This window comes from Arthrobacter sp. NamB2 (assembly GCF_005281365.1).
Lineage (GTDB): Bacteria > Actinomycetota > Actinomycetes > Actinomycetales > Micrococcaceae > Arthrobacter_D.
Map to the genome: position 1 here is coordinate 1 of NZ_SZWI01000010.1, position 15,836 is coordinate 15,836.

Genomic DNA, 15,836 nt, shown 5'->3' on the forward strand with positions numbered 1-15,836 from the left:
GGCACCTGTGGTCATCGCTCCGAAGGAGCCGGCAGCTCCGGCGAAGGGCAAGCTGGCGTACACCGGCTCCACCGCCGGCCAGATTGCCCTCGGCGGCCTCGCGGTCCTGCTTCTCGGAGCAGGCGCCGTCGCAGCATCCAGGGTGCGACGCCGCGGAAACGCCTGATCACCCTGACGGTTCGCCCGGCCACAACAGGACGGGTTGAGCTGCCGGAAACGCACGACTGGTAGATACGACAGCACCTGGGGACGAGATTCCGTCCCCAGGTGCTGTCGTCGTCAGGGCACCACGTCGAGTCAGCGGTAGGTCGGCAAGTACGTCCCGGACGACGGCACGATGACCTTGCCGAGGGGCGCGAGTGACACCGGAATGAGCTTGAGGTTGGCGATTCCCAGCGGAATACCGATGATGCTGACGAACATCGGGATGGCCGTGAGCACGTGCCCGATGGCGATCCAGATACCGGCGACCAGGAGCCAGATGACATTGCCGATGGCGGAGAAGGCGCCGGTCCCGCCGCCCCGGTTCACGACGGTCTGTCCAAAGGGCCACAGCGCATACACGCCGATCCTGAACGAGGCGATCCCGAACGGGATGGTCACGATGAGGAGGCAGCAGATGATGCCGGCCGCGAAGTAACCGAGCGCGAGCCAGATACCGCCGAACAGGAGCCAGATGACGTTCAGGAGTGCGTTCATGCGCCCATTGTTCCGCACCCGGTCCTGCACCGCACCCGGCGAGGACGAAAAGGGCCTCCTACCCCTCGGGTAGGAGGCCCTTCAGGCACTCGTCGTTCGGAGAACGCTAGTGCGAGCGGCGGTCGTTCGATGCCGGAGCGCTGGCCCTGCGTGAGCCACCTGCGCGGCGGGCGCCGCCCTCGGCCCGCGGGGCGGACGACGGCGCATGGCTGCGCTGACCGCCGGCGACGGGTGCACCCGCGGCCGGGCGACGCACGGCGTCGCCCACTCGCTGGCCCGACGCAGGACGGCGGCTGCGTGTCGCCGTCTCCGACGCGGTGCGCGGCTCCTCGGTCCGACGGCGCGATCCACCCGACTTCGCAGCAGCACCAGCATCGGTGCCGAAGCGAGGCGCCTGTGGCTGGTCCTTGCGGCGCTCGGCCCGGTTGCCCTGCGCGGACTGCGGGTCAGCGGACACGCGGCCGCGTCCACCCCTGCCACCTCGTCCGCCTGCGGCGGGAGCAGCAGCACCACGACGCGCACGCTTGCGCTCCGCGTTGGCCCCTGTCGAGGTACCCGCACCGCGCGAGGCCTCGCGGGACGCGAGGAGAGCTGCGCGGGTGCGGGGATCGATCTTGTCCGCGAGGTCACCTGTCAGGGACAGGACCAACGGCGAGGTCGCCTTGACGTTCTCGAAAGCCACGTCGACGCCGGCAGCCTTCATGAGCTTCTGCACTTCGGACTTCTGCTCGGGCAGGGTGATCGTGACCACCGTTCCCGAGGAGCCCGCGCGCGCCGTGCGGCCTGAGCGGTGCAGGTACGCCTTGTGCTCGGTGGGCGGATCGACGTGGACCACGAGCTCCACGTCGTCGACGTGCACGCCGCGAGCGGCGACGTCGGTCGCCACGAGGACGCGGACATCGCCCGAGGAGAATTCGGCGAGGTTCCGGTCCCTGGCGTTCTGTGACAGGTTGCCGTGCAGGTCGACAGCGGGGATGCCGGCGTCGGTCAGCGTCTTGGCGAGCTTCCGCGCGTGGTGCTTGGTGCGCATGAACAGCAAGCGGCGACCGGTGCCCGAGGCCAGCTGGACGATCAGCTGCTTCTTCTGCGTCTGGTCACCGATCAGGAGCACGTGGTGCTCCATCGTGGTGACCGCGGCCTGGGGATCGTCGACCGAGTGGGTGACCGGGTTGGTCATGTAACGGTTCACGACCTTGTCCACGCCGTTGTCGAGCGTCGCCGAGAACAGCAGGCGCTGACCGTCGGCCGGCGTCGTGTCGAGCAGCTTCTTGACCACGGGCAGGAAGCCGAGGTCGGCCATGTGGTCGGCCTCGTCGAGGATCGTGATCTCCACGGATTCGAGCGTGATCAGCTTCTGGCGCATCAGGTCCTCGAGGCGTCCGGGGCAGGCGATGACGATGTCCACGCCTGCGCGCAGGGCCTTCTCCTGGCGCTGCTGCGATACACCGCCATAGATCACGGTGGTGTTCAGGCCGAGTTCCTTCGCCAGGGGTTCCACCGTGGCGTTGATCTGGGTCGCGAGCTCGCGCGTCGGGGCGAGGATCAGCGCCAGGGGACGGCCCGGCTTGCGGCGGTAGGCCGCTTCCTGCTCGGAAAGGCGCGCAACCATGGGAAGAGTGAAGGCCAGGGTCTTGCCCGAGCCGGTACGGCCACGCCCCAGGACGTCGCGCCCGGCGAGGGAGTCAGGAAGGGACTTGACCTGGATGGGGAAAGGTTCGGTGATTCCCTGCGCGGCGAGGTTCTCGACCAGCGCTTTGGGCACACCAAGGGCGGCAAAAGTAGTCATGTAGTTAGCACGAACTTTCTTCTCATCTTCCCCGGCGCCGGTTGGCGGAGGGGTTCGCCGAAGGAAAGTCAGACAGTGTCCACCGCGCTCACGAAACTGGGAGCTGGATGCGGGACAAAAGAATGCGTTCATCGACGCAGGCTGCGCGTTGAACTCGCCGGACTGATCCGGCGTGCGCAGGCAAGTAAAGCCAGTTTATCAGGAGGGGTGCCGGATCCCCGCATCGGCAGGCGTCCGCGGCCTGTTGCCCCAGCACCGACGACCGCCCGTTCCGTGCGCGGCCGCCCCGCTGCAGCTGCCGGTAGCCTTGACGGTGATGGAGCCACAAGAACAGACCCCCGACCAGCCGCACCGCACGCAGCCCGTGTCCTTCGTCCGACGGGGCTCGCGCCTGCAGGGCCGGCGTCGCGAAGCCTGGGACGAGCTCGCGGAGGCTTTCCTCATCGACGTGCCGCGCATCGACACTGCCGACACCTCGGTGGCGCCGGGCTTCGTGCTCGACGTCGACGCCACCTTCGGGCGGTCCGCCCCACTCGTCGTCGAGGTCGGGTCGGGACTCGGCGAGGCCATCACGCATGCCGCCGAACTCGACCCGGACCGCGACTACCTGGCGCTCGAGGTATACCGTCCGGGACTGGCCCAGACCATGCTGCGCATCAGCCAGAAGGACCTGACCAATGTACGGACCGCCCAGGTCAACGCAGCGGAAGCCTTCGCGGGGATGATCCCGGCGTCGTCCGTCACCGAACTGTGGACGTTCTTCCCGGATCCCTGGCACAAGGCGCGCCACCATAAGCGCAGGCTCGTCAAGGACGATTACGTGGAGCTCGCAGCACGCGTCATCCAGCCTGGCGGGATCTTCCGGCTCGCCACCGACTGGTCCAGCTACGCGGTGCAGATGCGCGCCGTGCTCGACGCCAGCGGGCACTTCGAAAACCTCCACGACGGCGAGCGCGCCGGTGCCGAGAGCCCTCTCACCCAGGTATGGGAGAGCGGCGTGGAGTCGGTGGTCGGCGGTGCGCCCGTGCGCGAGGGCCGGGACCCGGTCAGTACCGGGAACACCGGTGTCAACGAGGGCATCGACGAGGTCGGCGGATGGGCGCCACGCTTCGACGGCCGGACCCTCACGAGTTTCGAGAACAAGGCGATCAAGGCCGGGCGGATGGTTTTCGACCTCGCCTACCGCCGCCGCTGACCGGACAGCACCCGTGACCGGTCGTACGCCTTCGGGAGTGCACACGTGACGGAAGGGACCTGGCCGGGCCATCCGCAGGGCTCCCCTGCCTACAGGAGGATCCTCGCCGCCCTGTTGTTCGCCGGTGTGGCCACCTTCGCGCAGCTCTACTCACTGCAGGCAGTGTTGACGGGTGTCGCCGCCGAGTTCGGGGTGTCCCCCGCCGATGCGGCGCTCTCGGTCTCCGCCGCCACCCTGGGACTCGCCGCCGCCGTCATCCCCTGGTCCGCCGTCGCCGACCGGGCGGGCCGGAGGCGGACGATGGCGTGGGCCATCAGTGGCGCCGTCGTCCTCGGTTCCGTCGCGGCGCTGGCGCCCACCTTCGAGCTGCTGATCATCCTCCGCTTCCTCGAGGGCGTGGCCCTCGGCGGGGTTCCCGCCACCGCGCTCGTGTATCTGTACGAGGAGGTGCAGAGGCTGCACGCCGCCGTCGCTGCCGGCACCTACGTCGCAGGAACGACACTCGGCGGACTCGCCGGACGTCTCGTGGCCGGACCGGTCGGCGACGCATTCGGCTGGCGCTACGGCGTGCTGGCAGTGGGCATCATGGCCGGTGGTTCCGCAGTGGCGTTCATCCTGCTCGCCCCGCGGCCCCGCGGTTTCCGCCCTGTCATCCGTGGCGCAGAGCCCTCGCTGGTCGGGCGCGTCACCATGAACCTGCGATCGCCCGGGCTGGTGGCCGTGTACGCGCAGGGTTTCCTGCTCATGGGCGGGTTCGTCGCGGTCTACAACTACCTGGGCTTCCACCTCGAGGCGCCACCCTTCGTGCTGCCCGCCTCCCTCGTCAGCCTGTTGTTCCTCGCCTACCTCTCCGGCACGGCGACGTCGCGCCTCGCCGGTGGGCTGAGTGCACGGTTCGGCCGCCTTCCGGTGCTGCTCACGGCCATACCGGTGATCATGGTCGGGCTCGCGACCACCCTCACGGCGTTCCTTCCGCTCGTGGTCGTCGGCCTCGTCGTCTTCACCGGTGGCTTCTTCGCCGCTCACGCCGTCGCGTCGGGATGGACGACGGTCCTGGCAACCGACGGGCGGGCACAGGCGTCGGCGCTGTACAACGTGGCGTACTACGCCGGGTCGAGCGTCCTTGGCTGGCTGGGCGGCCTGTTCTTCGGGCAGTTCGGCTGGGCGGGTGTGGCTGTATTCAGCGGCTCCCTGGCTGCAGCCGCCGGGCTTCTCGCCGTCGTCGCGCTGCGGGGTGCTCCGGGGAGCGGACCGCCTGCTCCGAGAACCGAGTGAGATTCAGCGCTGCAGCGCCCGGAGTACCGCCCCGCCGGCCGGGATCGGCGGGAGGGGCACGAGCGGGTGACGGCCGGGGCCATGGAGGGTGTACCGTCGCTGGAGTCGGAGCAGGCCGGACGATCCCGGCTGCGAGCACCAGGGGAACGCAGGAAACATGGGTATTTTCAGGCGTCGTACTACCTCCCGCCGGGCGACAGGAAAAGACCCTGTCGCGGCGTTCTGGCAGTGGTGGGCCGACGACGGCGAGCACCTGCTGACGACCGCCACGCGTGCCGGTGACTTCGACGCCTACGTCGATGTCGTCACCCGACGGGTGAAGGCGATCGCCCGCGGTCTGGAGTGGGAGACACGGGCCGGCACGGATGCCGAGCACGCCCTCTGCGTCTCGAGCGGCGGCGACCCGTCGCTGCGCCCGATCGCCGAGCGATGGTATAGGGCGTCACCACCGCCGACCCGGCGCTGGGAATTCATCCCGGCCCGCAGCGCCAAACCGGACATGCTGGACTCCACCATCACCTACCGCGGCAGGACTTTCGACCTCAGCCGCACTCGGGTCCACGTCGCCACGACCCCCGCCGGCTACGGGTTCATCGTGTCCGTCCACAATCCTGGATTCACCGGTCAGTGGGACGACGAGTACGGGCTCTGTGTCCTCTTGCTCGAATGGCTGCTCGGCGAGGACGACGTCGAACGTTGGGTGAGACGCATCGACTGCATCGCCTACGACGTCGTCGACAGCATCCCCGCCTCAGAGTTGCCCGATCGCGTGGCGGCCCTCGCCCGGAGCCTGCCCGAGCCCGGCTGGCTCCTGATGCAGGGCACGCTGGGCGGAGGCGAGACCATCCTCGTCCGCGTACTACGGCCGCTGCGCTGGATCGATCATCCGCGCTTCGACCTGCACACCGCGCTGCGGGCCTCCTTCGAAGCCGATGCCCAGGGCCTTCCTACCCCGGAGTCGTCCGAAGCACTGGACGGATTCGAGGACGCGCTCGTGCGCGCCATGGGCACCCGCGGAATGCTCGTCGCCGTCGAGACCTCGAAGGGAATCCGGACGTTCCACTTCTACTCCGACTCCGAGGACCAGAACGGCCGCGATGTCCTCGACTCGGCCGCCCGCGAACACCCCACCGTCTCGGCACGCCACGTCCTCGACCCGGGCTGGAAGAAAGTGCAGGACTTCGCATGACTACTGGCAGACCCACCTTCGTCGGCCACCTCATCGGTGCGTCCTTCGGCATGGTCTTCGTCATCGTCAACGCTGCGGGACTCGGGGCTGCTACCGCGGTTCCGCTGCGGATCCTCGCGGTGGCGGCGTTCGCTGTCGTCCTCGTGGCCTTCGTCCGCACCGTACGCGTCCTGCGCGCAGCAGGTGACCGTCCCCCGGTGGGCTTCACGCGGTTCTTCTGGCTGGTGGTGGTGATCGAGGCGGTCGCGCTGTTCGGTGGGCTCGCCGTCCTGCGCCCGATCGAACCCGCTGCGGCACTCGGCTGGATCGCACTGGTGGTAGGCGTGCACTTCTATCCCCTCGCGCGGCTGTGGCGCGAGGGGCGGCGCCAACTGCTCTCCATCGCCACCGCGATGACCATCCTCGGAGTCGTCGGGCTGCTCCTGGCGTTCACGCTGCACGACGCCGTCCTTGTTGCCACGGTCTCGGGCGTCGGCTCCGGAGCGGTGCTGCTGGGCTGGTCGCTCCTGCAGGCGGTCGGAACACTGTCGGCGCGGAGCGCTGTCACACCGGGATAGCAGGGCACGCGGGGTGCAGGCGTCAGAACGACGAGGACGGGAGATCCCGTTCACCCTCGCGGATCGCCGCGACGATGCGCCCCGCCACGGCCACCGGGTCCTTGCCCTGCGGCAGCCTGGGTGCCTCTCCCGCGATGGGTCTGGCGGCCAACCCGGTCTCGGTGTGCGGCGGACGTGCATCCAGGACCCGGACGCCCTGCCGGCGCAGTTCCAGCGTGAGTGCTGCGCCGTAGGCGCTGAGGCCGGCCTTCGAGGCCGAGTACGCGGCCATCCCGGCCGTCGGGCTCTCCGCGACGACGGCACTGATCTGCGCCACGAACGAATCCCTGGGAAGGCGTGGGGCGACATCCCGCATCAGTCGCATGTATCCGAGAAGATTCACGAGCATGAGCTCGTCCAGGGTGTCGTCGTCCACCTCGACCGCGGGACCGAAGGCGACGACGCCGGAAGCGAAGACCACACCGTTCAATTCGCGTCCGTACACGGCAGCGGCGATGTCCGCGGGGCCGCTCGGCTTGCCGAGATCGGCAGCGACCTGACCGACGACGGCGTCGCCGAGCTCGTCCGCGAGCTTGGACAGCTTCTCCCTCGACCGCCCCGACAGCGTGAGCTCGGCTCCCTGCGCGGCGAGCTGGCGGGAGAGCTCGGCTCCGAGGACGCCGGTAGCACCGACGACGAGGACGTGGGAACCGCTCAGTTCAACCATGGGGCGAGTGTAGCTCCCGGTGCGAGCCACGGGCGCGGGTGCCGATCGGGTTGCGCTGATCGGATTGCGCTGATCGCCGGCGAGGGGGCGGAACCGGCGCTACTGACGCGCTGAACGCGCTACTACAGTGTGAGGATGGGCGAGATGCAGAGCTGGCAGCCGATGCTGGACGCCAACGCGGAACGGCTACTCAGGACGACCGGCAGGACAGCGGCAGAGTGGGCAGCGGAGGCCCGTGCCTCGGGCATCATCGGGCGCGAAGAGCTGTCCCGCTGGCTCAGGTCCCGAGGGGTTACGGGGTATAACCTCATGAGCGTCGACTGGGAGGTCTTCGGGATTCCGGAGTTCTTCCTGCACTCCGCTGACGAACGCTACGCTGGCCAATACTCCGATCGGCAGGCCCTCAAACCCATCGCCGACCGGATCCTCCTGTGGGCCGCTGAGACTCCCGGCGTCGTCATCCAGATGCGAAAGAACTACGTCTCGCTCCAGACTCCGCGTCGCAAGTTCGCGCAGCTGACGCCGACCACGAAAACGGCCGTCGATCTGCACTTCAGGCTGGCCGTGCCGAACCTGGCCACGCTGGAAGCGTTGCGCGCCACCAACGATCCGTTTGCCTGGCGCGTCCGGCTACGGCACGAGGACGACGTCGATGACGCGCTCATCGGTGCCCTCAGCGTTGCGCTGGAGGATAGCCGCGAGCGTTCCTCCGCTTGAGGTTCTCGAGCTCCTGCTGCGCCTCTGCCTCAGCTTCCAGCTCCTCGAAAGCCTGCTTCAGGCGCGGTGATGACGGGTCGGTCCAGGACAGCTCCTCGCGCCCCCTGGCCTGGGCCTCCAGGCGTCTGACGTCGAGTTCGGCGTCACGGCGTGCAGCGTCGAGCGCGGTGGCTTCACCGGCCGACGAAGCGAGCGCGTCGTGCACACCAATAGCAGCCTGCGCTGCAGCGCGGCGAGCAAGCATGGTGTCCCACTCCATGGCGCTCTGCTGCACACGGCGCTCGATCCGCTGGACGTCCTCATGGAGCTGCCGTGACTGCCGTTCAACTTCGTGCAGCTGGACGACCAGGGCATCGAGGCGGCGTCGAGCGGCCATCGACTCACGGATGGCGCCTCGGGCGGTGTCGTCGTCGCCCCTCTGTACGGCCGCAGCCGCGGCGGCCTCCACGCGGTCGAGATAGGCCGCAGCCTCGTTGGCGGCGAGGCCCACGCGGTGGTGATGTGCCGCGACATCGGCTGCGCCGCGCCGCGCCTGATCGAGCAGCGTCCGCTGCACCTGCTGTGCGTTCTGCGCCTGGGCCTGAGGGTCCTGCCCTGCTTCGGCCGCCGCAGTGCGGTTCGCCCGCACGATGCGGGTGATACGGCGTTTGATCGACACGATCGGACCCCCGGAGCTGGAGCGGATGGTTGGAGTTACCTGTTCAACCGGTTACCAGATCTGCCGGTTCCCGTACGAGTTCCGCCACGTCGACATCGCCGATAGCTCCGTGCGAAGCCTCTTCGTCGCCTGCTCGAGCTGGAGGGTATCGATGGACCGCGACGTCTGCAGGAGGCAGCGGCGCAGATCGGCCGAGAGCTCGTCGAGCGCGCGGGCCTGAGCCGCGAGGTCCGTGGTCCATTCCTGCTTCAGGGCCCGGTTGGGCTCGCGGTCCGCCACCCTCAACAGGTTCTCCAGCGATGCCGCTGCCTGGTCGATCTCCGCGGCGGCCCGGGGCAGGTCGCCGACGGGGCGGCCCTGGGCTGTGGCTTCGCCGAGGGCGAGCTGGGTGGCGTGCGAAGATCGCTTCAGTTCGCCGATCAGCCGGGCGGGCTCCCGCGTCAGCTTGTCCGGCGCGTAGGCGCGGGCAGCCAGCATCCCGCGATCCTTGGTCCGCTCGATGATCCGCGATCGGCGGATCTTACGTACCGCCAGCCACCCGGCCACACCGGTCCCGGCTCCCAGCGCGGTCAACACACCGAGTCCGACCACGAGGGCCTCGACGAATTCCTCAACCATGGTGTGACTCCGGAGCGTTGTCCATCACTCCAGTCTGCCTGCGTACCCTGACAATTTCCACCGGCCATGACCCGGCTAAGTGCGTCGGAGTCCACCGTACCTCCGGTTCCGTCACCGGTCCTCCCACCGCGCCTCCCACCGCTCCTTCCACCGCTCCTCCCACCGCTCCTCCCACCGCTCCTCCCACCGTGCGCACGAGCGCGTGCGGCTGGAGGACACCCCCAGGGCTGCTGGATGAAGAAGTCCTCATGTGGGCTTCATAGGAGGCTCACGCGAGTAGGCCACAGTAGGTGTAGCAACGAATACAGCGATCGGGAGGGCTCCTGCACCTCCGCTTCCGCCCGCTCCGACCGACCACTAGGAGACCGTCATGTCCCTCGCTCCACGCATCATCGCTGCGGCGTGCCTGCTCGCCGTCCCAGCGCTCCTTGCGGTGGGGAGTCAGGCACTGAGCCGCCCCGCGGAGGTTCCGCTCGTCGATACGCAGACAGTGGAGGTGGACCTTGCTCCGGCCGGGGCCGCTGACGGCGGAGCCACCGGGGACACCGCGACCGATGCCCCCGCGCCTCCACGGCCCGATGACGTTCCGGTAGCACCGCCGAGCACCCCCGCCCCGGCACCCCCGGCTGCACCTGCACAGCCTGCTCCCGCTCCTCCTACTTCTCCTGCTCCTCCTGCCGGTCAGGGGACGCCCGGGCTCGTGGAGCGGGAGGTCCTCGGCGACGACATGGACGACGACGGAACAGATGGCATCGACGACGATGCCGCGGCGCCGGACGGGGACGACTGATGGCACCCGAGTCGCGCTCCACCGGCACGGCCCTGCCTGCCGACGAGCCCACGACCGGACGGTCCGCCAAGCCCTCGGTCGGGTCCCCGGTCTCCGCACGCTGGCGCATCGTGGGCTGGATCGTCCTCACCACCGCCCTCGCACTCCTGGCCCTGCTCGTCACCGTCCGCTCGCTCCTGATCGCCGGGGTCGACCAGGACGCCAATGAGGATGTCGTGCAGGAGGTACAGGAGTTCACGACCTTCGCGGGAGAGGCGGTGGACCCGCAGACGGCACGGAGATACACGTCGGTGAGCGAGCTGCTCGAGCGCTATCTGTCGCGCCAGAACTCCGCAGCGGGTGAGGTGATCCTCGGCGTGACCGACAGCGAAGTGCTCTACCTGGGGGCCTACGGGCAGGGCAGCAATGACGAGTACCGTCTGTCCACCGACACGGCACTGCTGCAGGAGTTACGCGATGATCCGGCCGCTTCCGGTGTCCGCGAGACCGCTGCGGGCGCCATGCGCTGGGGGAAGGTCGATGTCGAGGCCGGCAGCGAGAGCGGGACACTCGTGATTGCCGAGTTCACCCGCACCGGCTATGAGCAGGTCCAGGAAACGATCACCGTCATCTTCTTCGTGGCTCTCGGCGGGTTGCTGTTCACCGCCGGGATCGCCTGGCTCGTGGCCGGCCAGATACTGCGCCCCATCAGGGACGTGCGCCGGGTGGCCGCCGAGATCTCGGAATCCGATCTCACGGCACGTGTCCCCGTGCAGGGGCGCGATGATGTCGCGGCCCTCGCTGTCACGTTCAACGACATGCTGGACCGCCTCGAGCAGGCGTACGTCACGCAACGCCGTTTCATCGACGATGCCAGCCACGAACTGCGCACCCCCATCACCGTGATCCGCGGGCACCTCGAACTGATCGACGACGATCCAGCGAGCCGGGCAGCCACGCTGTCCCTCGTCGACGGCGAGCTGTCCCGCATGGCTCGGATCGTCTCCGACCTCCTGCTGCTGGTCAAGGCCGAACGCGCGGACTTCGTCCAGCCGGCACCCGTGGACATCGCCGTACTGATGCTCGACCTCGAAGCCAAGATGCAGGCTCTCGGCGACCGCCGCTGGCTTCTGATGGAGGTTGCCGAGGGCGTCGTCGCCGTCGACAGCCAGCGCATCACGCAGGCGGTGCTCCAGCTGGGCGCCAACGCGGTGCAGTACACGCCCGAGAAGTCCGACATCAAGCTCGGGTCCGCCTTCGAGGGCACGGGCGACGACCGGCAGCTGCGGATCTGGGTGCAGGACTCCGGTCCCGGGGTCACGAAGGAGGAGGCCGCCGTGATCTTCGAACGCTTCGAGCATGGTTCCGCGAACGCCCTGCCCGCCGATCGCCTGCACAACAGCGGCCAGCGCGGTGGGGCGGGCCTCGGGCTCTCGATCGTGCGGGCGATCGCGGACGGCCACGGTGGTTCGGCGTGGGTGCGCAGCGAACCCGGGCGCGGTTCGACCTTCGGGCTCCTGCTGCCCGTGCCCGAACGCATCGCCGCCTACCCCGCCGCACCACCGCCCGCGCGCCCCCCACAGAGCACGAGAGCGCTGGTTCTTCCGAAGGGAGGGCAGGACGCACTCGCCATCGCCCGCCCGATCACCGACGTCCTGCCCGTCATCGAGCAGCCCACGCAGAAGGGAACCCCATGAGCCGCATCCTCATCGCGGAGGACGATCCCCATGTCGCCTCCTTCGTCCAGAAGGGCCTGCAGGCGGCGGGCTACTCCACCGAACATGCAGCCGACGGGGAGACCGCGCTCTTCCTTGCGCGCGCCGCCGGATTCGACCTCATCATCCTCGACATCGGCCTCCCGCTCCTGGACGGCTTCGAGGTCCTCGCCCAAATCCGGGGCGAAGGAGTGCCTACACCCGTGATCGTCCTGACGGCCCGGGACAGTGTCCCCGACACCGTGGCCGGACTCGAAGGAGGCGCCAACGACTACATGACCAAGCCGTTCCACGTCGCCGAACTCCTGGCGCGCATCCGCTTGCGCCTCGCCGACCGGGTACCCGTAGCGGCCGGCAACCTCATCGAGCACAGGGGCCTGGCCCTCGATCTCCACTCACGGCGAGTGCGCGTCGGTGACGACGCCGTGGAACTCACGGCGCGCGAGTTCGCCATCCTCGAGGTCTTCCTGCGCCACCCCGACCGCGTCATCTCCCGCGAGCAGCTCCTCAACCAGGTCTGGGGCTACGACTTCGATCCGGGCTCCAACGTCGTGGACGTCTACGTCCGCGCCCTCCGCGCGAAGATCGGCGCCGAGCGCATCGAGACCATCAGGGGTGCGGGGTACCGGCTGCCATGAATCTCGTCGAACACGCCACCACCCCACCGCGGCCCGCACGGACAACCGGAACCACTCCCGCCCCAACGGCGGGAGCCCGGGCCGCTGCTCGCCGGTCCCTCGTCGTCCGGTCCATGGCCGCCGTCGTCGAACTCTCCATCGCCGCCGCCGTGATCGTCGCCGCCCGACAGCCCGACGCCGGGTTGTCGCCGCAGGGTGCTGTCACGCTGATGGTCTTCGTCCTCGCGGTGTGGCTCTGGATCTTCACCTCGATCGATGACACCTACGTCGCGCTCGGAGCAGCCACCGTGCTGATCCTCACGGGGACCATGGACACCCGGTCCCTCTTCTCGACCCTGGGCGAGGAAACCATCTGGCTCCTCCTCGCTGCGTTCGTGATAGCGGCCGGCGTGCGTGCCTCGGGCCTCGCCAACCGTGGTGCGGCCTTCATCATCACCGGCGCAACTACCCCGCGGCAGCTCGCCCATCTCACCACCCTCGCCCTCGTGGTCACGACGTTCGCGGTCCCCTCGACCTCCGGACGCGCTGCGCTGGCGCTGCCGGTCTTCCTGGCCCTGCGGCAGGCGCTCGGGGCGCGCCCCGCGCTGGTGAAGGCTCTCGCAATCCTCTTCCCGTCCGTGATCCTGCTCTCGGCTGTCGGGTCCTTCCTGGGAGCAGGCGCACACCTCATCACGAGCCAGATCCTCGAGACGGCGACCGGCAATGGCTTCGACTTCGCGACCTGGCTCCTCCTCGGTCTACCGCTGGCGCTCGTGGCGTCCCATGGATGTGCCGAAATCGTGCTGTGGATGTTCACGACCCCGGCCGACAGGAACGAGCGCCTTCGCATCAGTGCGGATGACCTCGAACACCATTCCGAGACTCCGGTCACGGGTCCCCTGTCCGTGGCGGAATCGCGCGCGGCCCTCCTGCTGGGTGCCGTCGTCGTGCTGTGGTGCACCGAACCCCTCCACGGCCTCCACCCGGCACTCGTAGCGCTGATCGGCGCCCTGGTGGCGGCATCACCGAGCTACGGATCGGTGGACCTCGCGAAAGGGCTGAAGTCGGTGCCGTGGTCCCTGCTGCTCTTCATGGCAGCAACCCTGGCGCTGGGCAACGCACTCGTCCAGACCGGCACGGCGGAGTGGCTGGCGGGCGGGGCCCTGGAACCCATCCGGTCATTGGGATCCGCGGCCGCTCCCCTTTTCGTGGTGCTCGTGGTGCTGCTCTCCACCGTCGCGCACCTCGTCATCCAGAGCAGGTCGGCGCGCTCCGCCGTCCTGATCCCTATCGTGATCGCCTTCTCACCCGCTGCCGGAGTGGACCCGATGGCCGCAGCATTCGCTTCGACGGCGGCGGCCGGTTTCTGCCACACCCTGACGAGTTCCGCCAAACCGGTGGCGATGTTCGCGGCGGTGGACGGCGTCGAAACCTACTCGCCCAAGGACCTCCTGCGGCTGTCCACCCTCCTCGCACCGGTCAACGTGGCCCTGGTGCTGCTCTTCAGCTTCCTGGTCTGGCCGCTCTTCGGCCTACCTCTCTTCCCCTGATTCCCTCCTCCCCCCGCGATACCCCTATCGAAGGAGAACCACCATGGCAGTACCCCAGCGCATCCTCATCGCCCCCAGCGGCTTCAAGGAATCCCTCGACGCCGAGACGGTGGCCCGATCGATCGCCGCTGGCGTCCGGCGCGTCCTGCCTGGAGTGCAGATCACGGCGGTACCGATCGCCGACGGCGGCGAGGGCACGGCGGCGACACTCGCCGCGGCGACCGGTGGCGTCCTCGTGCCCGTCAACGTGACGGGTCCGGTCGGGGAACCGGTGGAATCCCACTTCGCGAGGCTCGGCGGGGCCGCAACCGGGACGGCCGTCGTCGAGATGGCCGCTGCGGCCGGTCTCCGCCTCGTTCCCCGCAAGCTGCGCAACCCCGGAGCCACCACGACGTATGGCGTGGGAGAACTGATCCGCGCCGCCCTCGACGAGGGCATCCGGACGATCGTGGTCGGTTGCGGCGATTCCGGGACGAGCGACGGCGGCGCCGGCGCCCTGCAGGCGCTCGGAGCCCGAGTGCTGGACAGCAAGGGACACGACATCCCGTTCGGCGGCGCCAACCTCCTTCGCGCCGACCGCCTCGATCTGTCCGGACTCCACCCGGCCGTGCGTGAGGCCAGGATCGTCCTCGCCTGCAACCAGCACAACGTCCTCTGCGGGAAGAAGGGTGTGGCGCGCGTCTTCGGACCGCAGAAGGGGGCGTCACCGAAACAGGTGGAGGAACTCGCGAAGGCCATGCGGCAGTGGGCGCGGGTGCTCGAACGCGACGGTCTCGCCGTCGGTGTGGACTATCGCACCGGGCCGGGCACGGGGGCGTCCGGGGGCCTGGGCGCCGGGCTCGCGGCCATCGGCGCGCATCTCCTTCCGCGCTTCGAGGCCCTGATCGACAGTGGGCTCGCGGGCATCGATCTCGACGCCCTCATGCAGAAGGCTGATCTGGTCATCACGGCCGAGGGCGCCATCGATTTCCAGACGCCGAACGGCAAGGTGCCCGCCGTCGTGGCGTGCAGGGCGCAACTTGCGGGAGTGCCGGTCCTGGCTCTGGCGGGTTCCCTCGGCAAGGGGGCACCGGACGTGCACGACGTCGGCATCGACGCCATCGCCTCCATCATGACCGTTCCCATGAATCTCGAGGATGCCGTCGCGAACGGCGAGCAGCTCCTGATCGAAGCGACGGAGCGCACCATGCGGCTGCTGCTCCTCGGCGCAGCGGTGTCCTCGTCGGTCGACGCGCGACGCCAGGAAGTGCGGCTGGCTGATGCTCCCCGACAGCCCGGCACCGGTACAGGAGACGGACGCGTCGCCCACCGGCGGGCAGTAACCCGACCCGCCTAATTCGCCCGGGCAGTATCCGTCCGGGCGGACTCCGGTCGCCAGACGACGAGCGCCTGGCTGCGCGGGCGCGGGCGCTGCCCCCGCGACAGCGTGACGACGTCGCCCGCCAGGCCCGCCGCGAAAATCCTGCTCGACTCGGCCTGGACACGGCGGCTGGCCAACTCCGACGAGAGCTCGCTGACGCGCGACTGCAGCGCCGACACCTGGTTCTCGAGTTCGAGGATACGCCGGATGCCCTCGAGGGACACTCCCTCCTGCGAGAGCCTCTGGATCTCCCGCAGCGTGCTGACGTCCTTCTGCGAGTATCGACGCGCACGGCCGGGCGCCCGGCTCGGCGTCACGAGGCCGAGCCGGTCGTACTGGCGCAGGGTCTGCGGGTGCATGTCGGCGAGCTCGGCGGCCACGGAGATGACATAGATGGGCATTGTGTAGTCCATTGCGTGCCTCCT

Annotated in this window: 16 protein-coding genes; 10 read left to right on the top strand and 6 right to left on the bottom strand. The window is 69.1% G+C overall.

From position 1 onward, the window contains the following. Nucleotides 1–297: 297 nt before the first annotated feature. Together FDK12_RS14490 and FDK12_RS14495 are read right to left on the bottom strand one after the other, a co-directional pair. Complete coding sequence (locus tag FDK12_RS14490) at nt 298–699, bottom strand: YccF domain-containing protein (RefSeq protein WP_104116320.1); 402 nt, start codon at nt 697–699, stop codon at nt 298–300. A gap of 106 nt (nt 700–805) precedes the next feature. Continuing rightward, nucleotides 806–2,485 (bottom strand): DEAD/DEAH box helicase, encoded by a 1,680-nt coding sequence (locus FDK12_RS14495; RefSeq protein ID WP_137370212.1) that lies wholly within the window; start codon nt 2,483–2,485, stop codon nt 806–808. A gap of 316 nt (nt 2,486–2,801) precedes the next feature. On the opposite strand from FDK12_RS14495, the gene trmB reads away from it, so the two are divergent. From trmB to FDK12_RS14515, 4 genes are all read left to right on the top strand, one after another. Further along, nucleotides 2,802–3,680, top strand: coding sequence for a tRNA (guanosine(46)-N7)-methyltransferase TrmB (gene trmB / locus FDK12_RS14500; RefSeq protein WP_137370213.1), 879 nt, complete (start codon nt 2,802–2,804; stop codon nt 3,678–3,680). 45 nt (nt 3,681–3,725) lie between these two features. Beyond that, on the top strand, nt 3,726–4,955 hold the full coding sequence (locus FDK12_RS14505; RefSeq protein ID WP_223263314.1) for an MFS transporter: 1,230 nt from the start codon (nt 3,726–3,728) through the stop codon (nt 4,953–4,955). A 157-nt stretch (nt 4,956–5,112) separates the two neighbouring features. Then, nucleotides 5,113–6,144 carry a DUF695 domain-containing protein gene (locus tag FDK12_RS14510; RefSeq protein ID WP_137370214.1) on the top strand — a complete coding sequence of 344 codons (1,032 nt, stop codon included), beginning with the start codon at nt 5,113–5,115 and terminating at the stop codon, nt 6,142–6,144. After that, nucleotides 6,141–6,701, top strand: a complete 561-nt coding sequence (locus tag FDK12_RS14515) for a hypothetical protein (RefSeq protein WP_137370215.1) — start codon at nt 6,141–6,143, stop codon at nt 6,699–6,701. Before FDK12_RS14510 ends, FDK12_RS14515 begins: the two co-directional genes overlap by 4 nt. Before the next feature lie 22 nt (nt 6,702–6,723). Here FDK12_RS14515 and FDK12_RS14520 read toward each other — a convergent pair whose 3' ends face one another. Then, nucleotides 6,724–7,407, bottom strand: a complete 684-nt coding sequence (locus tag FDK12_RS14520) for an SDR family NAD(P)-dependent oxidoreductase (protein ID WP_137370216.1) — start codon at nt 7,405–7,407, stop codon at nt 6,724–6,726. Nucleotides 7,408–7,542: 135 nt separating this feature from the next. On the opposite strand from FDK12_RS14520, the gene FDK12_RS14525 reads away from it, so the two are divergent. After that, entirely contained in the window at nt 7,543–8,124 is a 582-nt protein-coding gene (locus tag FDK12_RS14525; protein ID WP_137370217.1) for a DUF5655 domain-containing protein, read from the top strand. Here FDK12_RS14525 and FDK12_RS14530 read toward each other — a convergent pair. Further along, nucleotides 8,081–8,782 (bottom strand): PspA/IM30 family protein, encoded by a 702-nt coding sequence (locus tag FDK12_RS14530; RefSeq protein WP_189636365.1) that lies wholly within the window; start codon nt 8,780–8,782, stop codon nt 8,081–8,083. The genes FDK12_RS14525 and FDK12_RS14530 overlap by 44 nt on opposite strands. Before the next feature lie 51 nt (nt 8,783–8,833). Further along, nucleotides 8,834–9,400, bottom strand: a complete 567-nt coding sequence (locus FDK12_RS14535) for a hypothetical protein (protein WP_137370219.1) — start codon at nt 9,398–9,400, stop codon at nt 8,834–8,836. A 370-nt stretch (nt 9,401–9,770) separates the two neighbouring features. Here FDK12_RS14535 and FDK12_RS14545 point away from each other — a divergent pair, with 370 nt between their 5' ends. The 5 genes from FDK12_RS14545 to FDK12_RS14565 are packed head-to-tail and all read left to right on the top strand — an operon-like array spanning nt 9,771 to nt 15,387. Then, nucleotides 9,771–10,190 carry a hypothetical protein gene (locus tag FDK12_RS14545; RefSeq protein ID WP_137370220.1) on the top strand — a complete coding sequence of 140 codons (420 nt, stop codon included), beginning with the start codon at nt 9,771–9,773 and terminating at the stop codon, nt 10,188–10,190. Continuing rightward, nucleotides 10,190–11,866 (top strand): sensor histidine kinase, encoded by a 1,677-nt coding sequence (locus FDK12_RS14550; protein ID WP_137370221.1) that lies wholly within the window; start codon nt 10,190–10,192, stop codon nt 11,864–11,866. The genes FDK12_RS14545 and FDK12_RS14550 overlap by 1 nt, the downstream gene beginning before the upstream one ends. Then, the gene (locus FDK12_RS14555) at nt 11,863–12,522 is read left to right on the top strand and encodes a response regulator transcription factor (protein ID WP_137370222.1); all 660 of its coding nucleotides are present in this window, start codon (nt 11,863–11,865) and stop codon (nt 12,520–12,522) included. The genes FDK12_RS14550 and FDK12_RS14555 overlap by 4 nt, the downstream gene beginning before the upstream one ends. Continuing rightward, nucleotides 12,519–14,051 (top strand): SLC13 family permease, encoded by a 1,533-nt coding sequence (locus tag FDK12_RS14560; protein ID WP_189636366.1) that lies wholly within the window; start codon nt 12,519–12,521, stop codon nt 14,049–14,051. The genes FDK12_RS14555 and FDK12_RS14560 overlap by 4 nt, the downstream gene beginning before the upstream one ends. 43 nt (nt 14,052–14,094) lie before the next feature. Further along, complete coding sequence (locus FDK12_RS14565; RefSeq protein ID WP_137370223.1) at nt 14,095–15,387, top strand: glycerate kinase; 1,293 nt, start codon at nt 14,095–14,097, stop codon at nt 15,385–15,387. On the opposite strand, the gene FDK12_RS14570 is transcribed toward FDK12_RS14565, so the two are convergent. Then, on the bottom strand, nt 15,384–15,824 hold the full coding sequence (locus tag FDK12_RS14570) for a heat shock protein transcriptional repressor HspR (RefSeq protein WP_137370224.1): 441 nt from the start codon (nt 15,822–15,824) through the stop codon (nt 15,384–15,386). The genes FDK12_RS14565 and FDK12_RS14570 overlap by 4 nt on opposite strands. Nucleotides 15,825–15,836 lie beyond the last annotated feature (12 nt).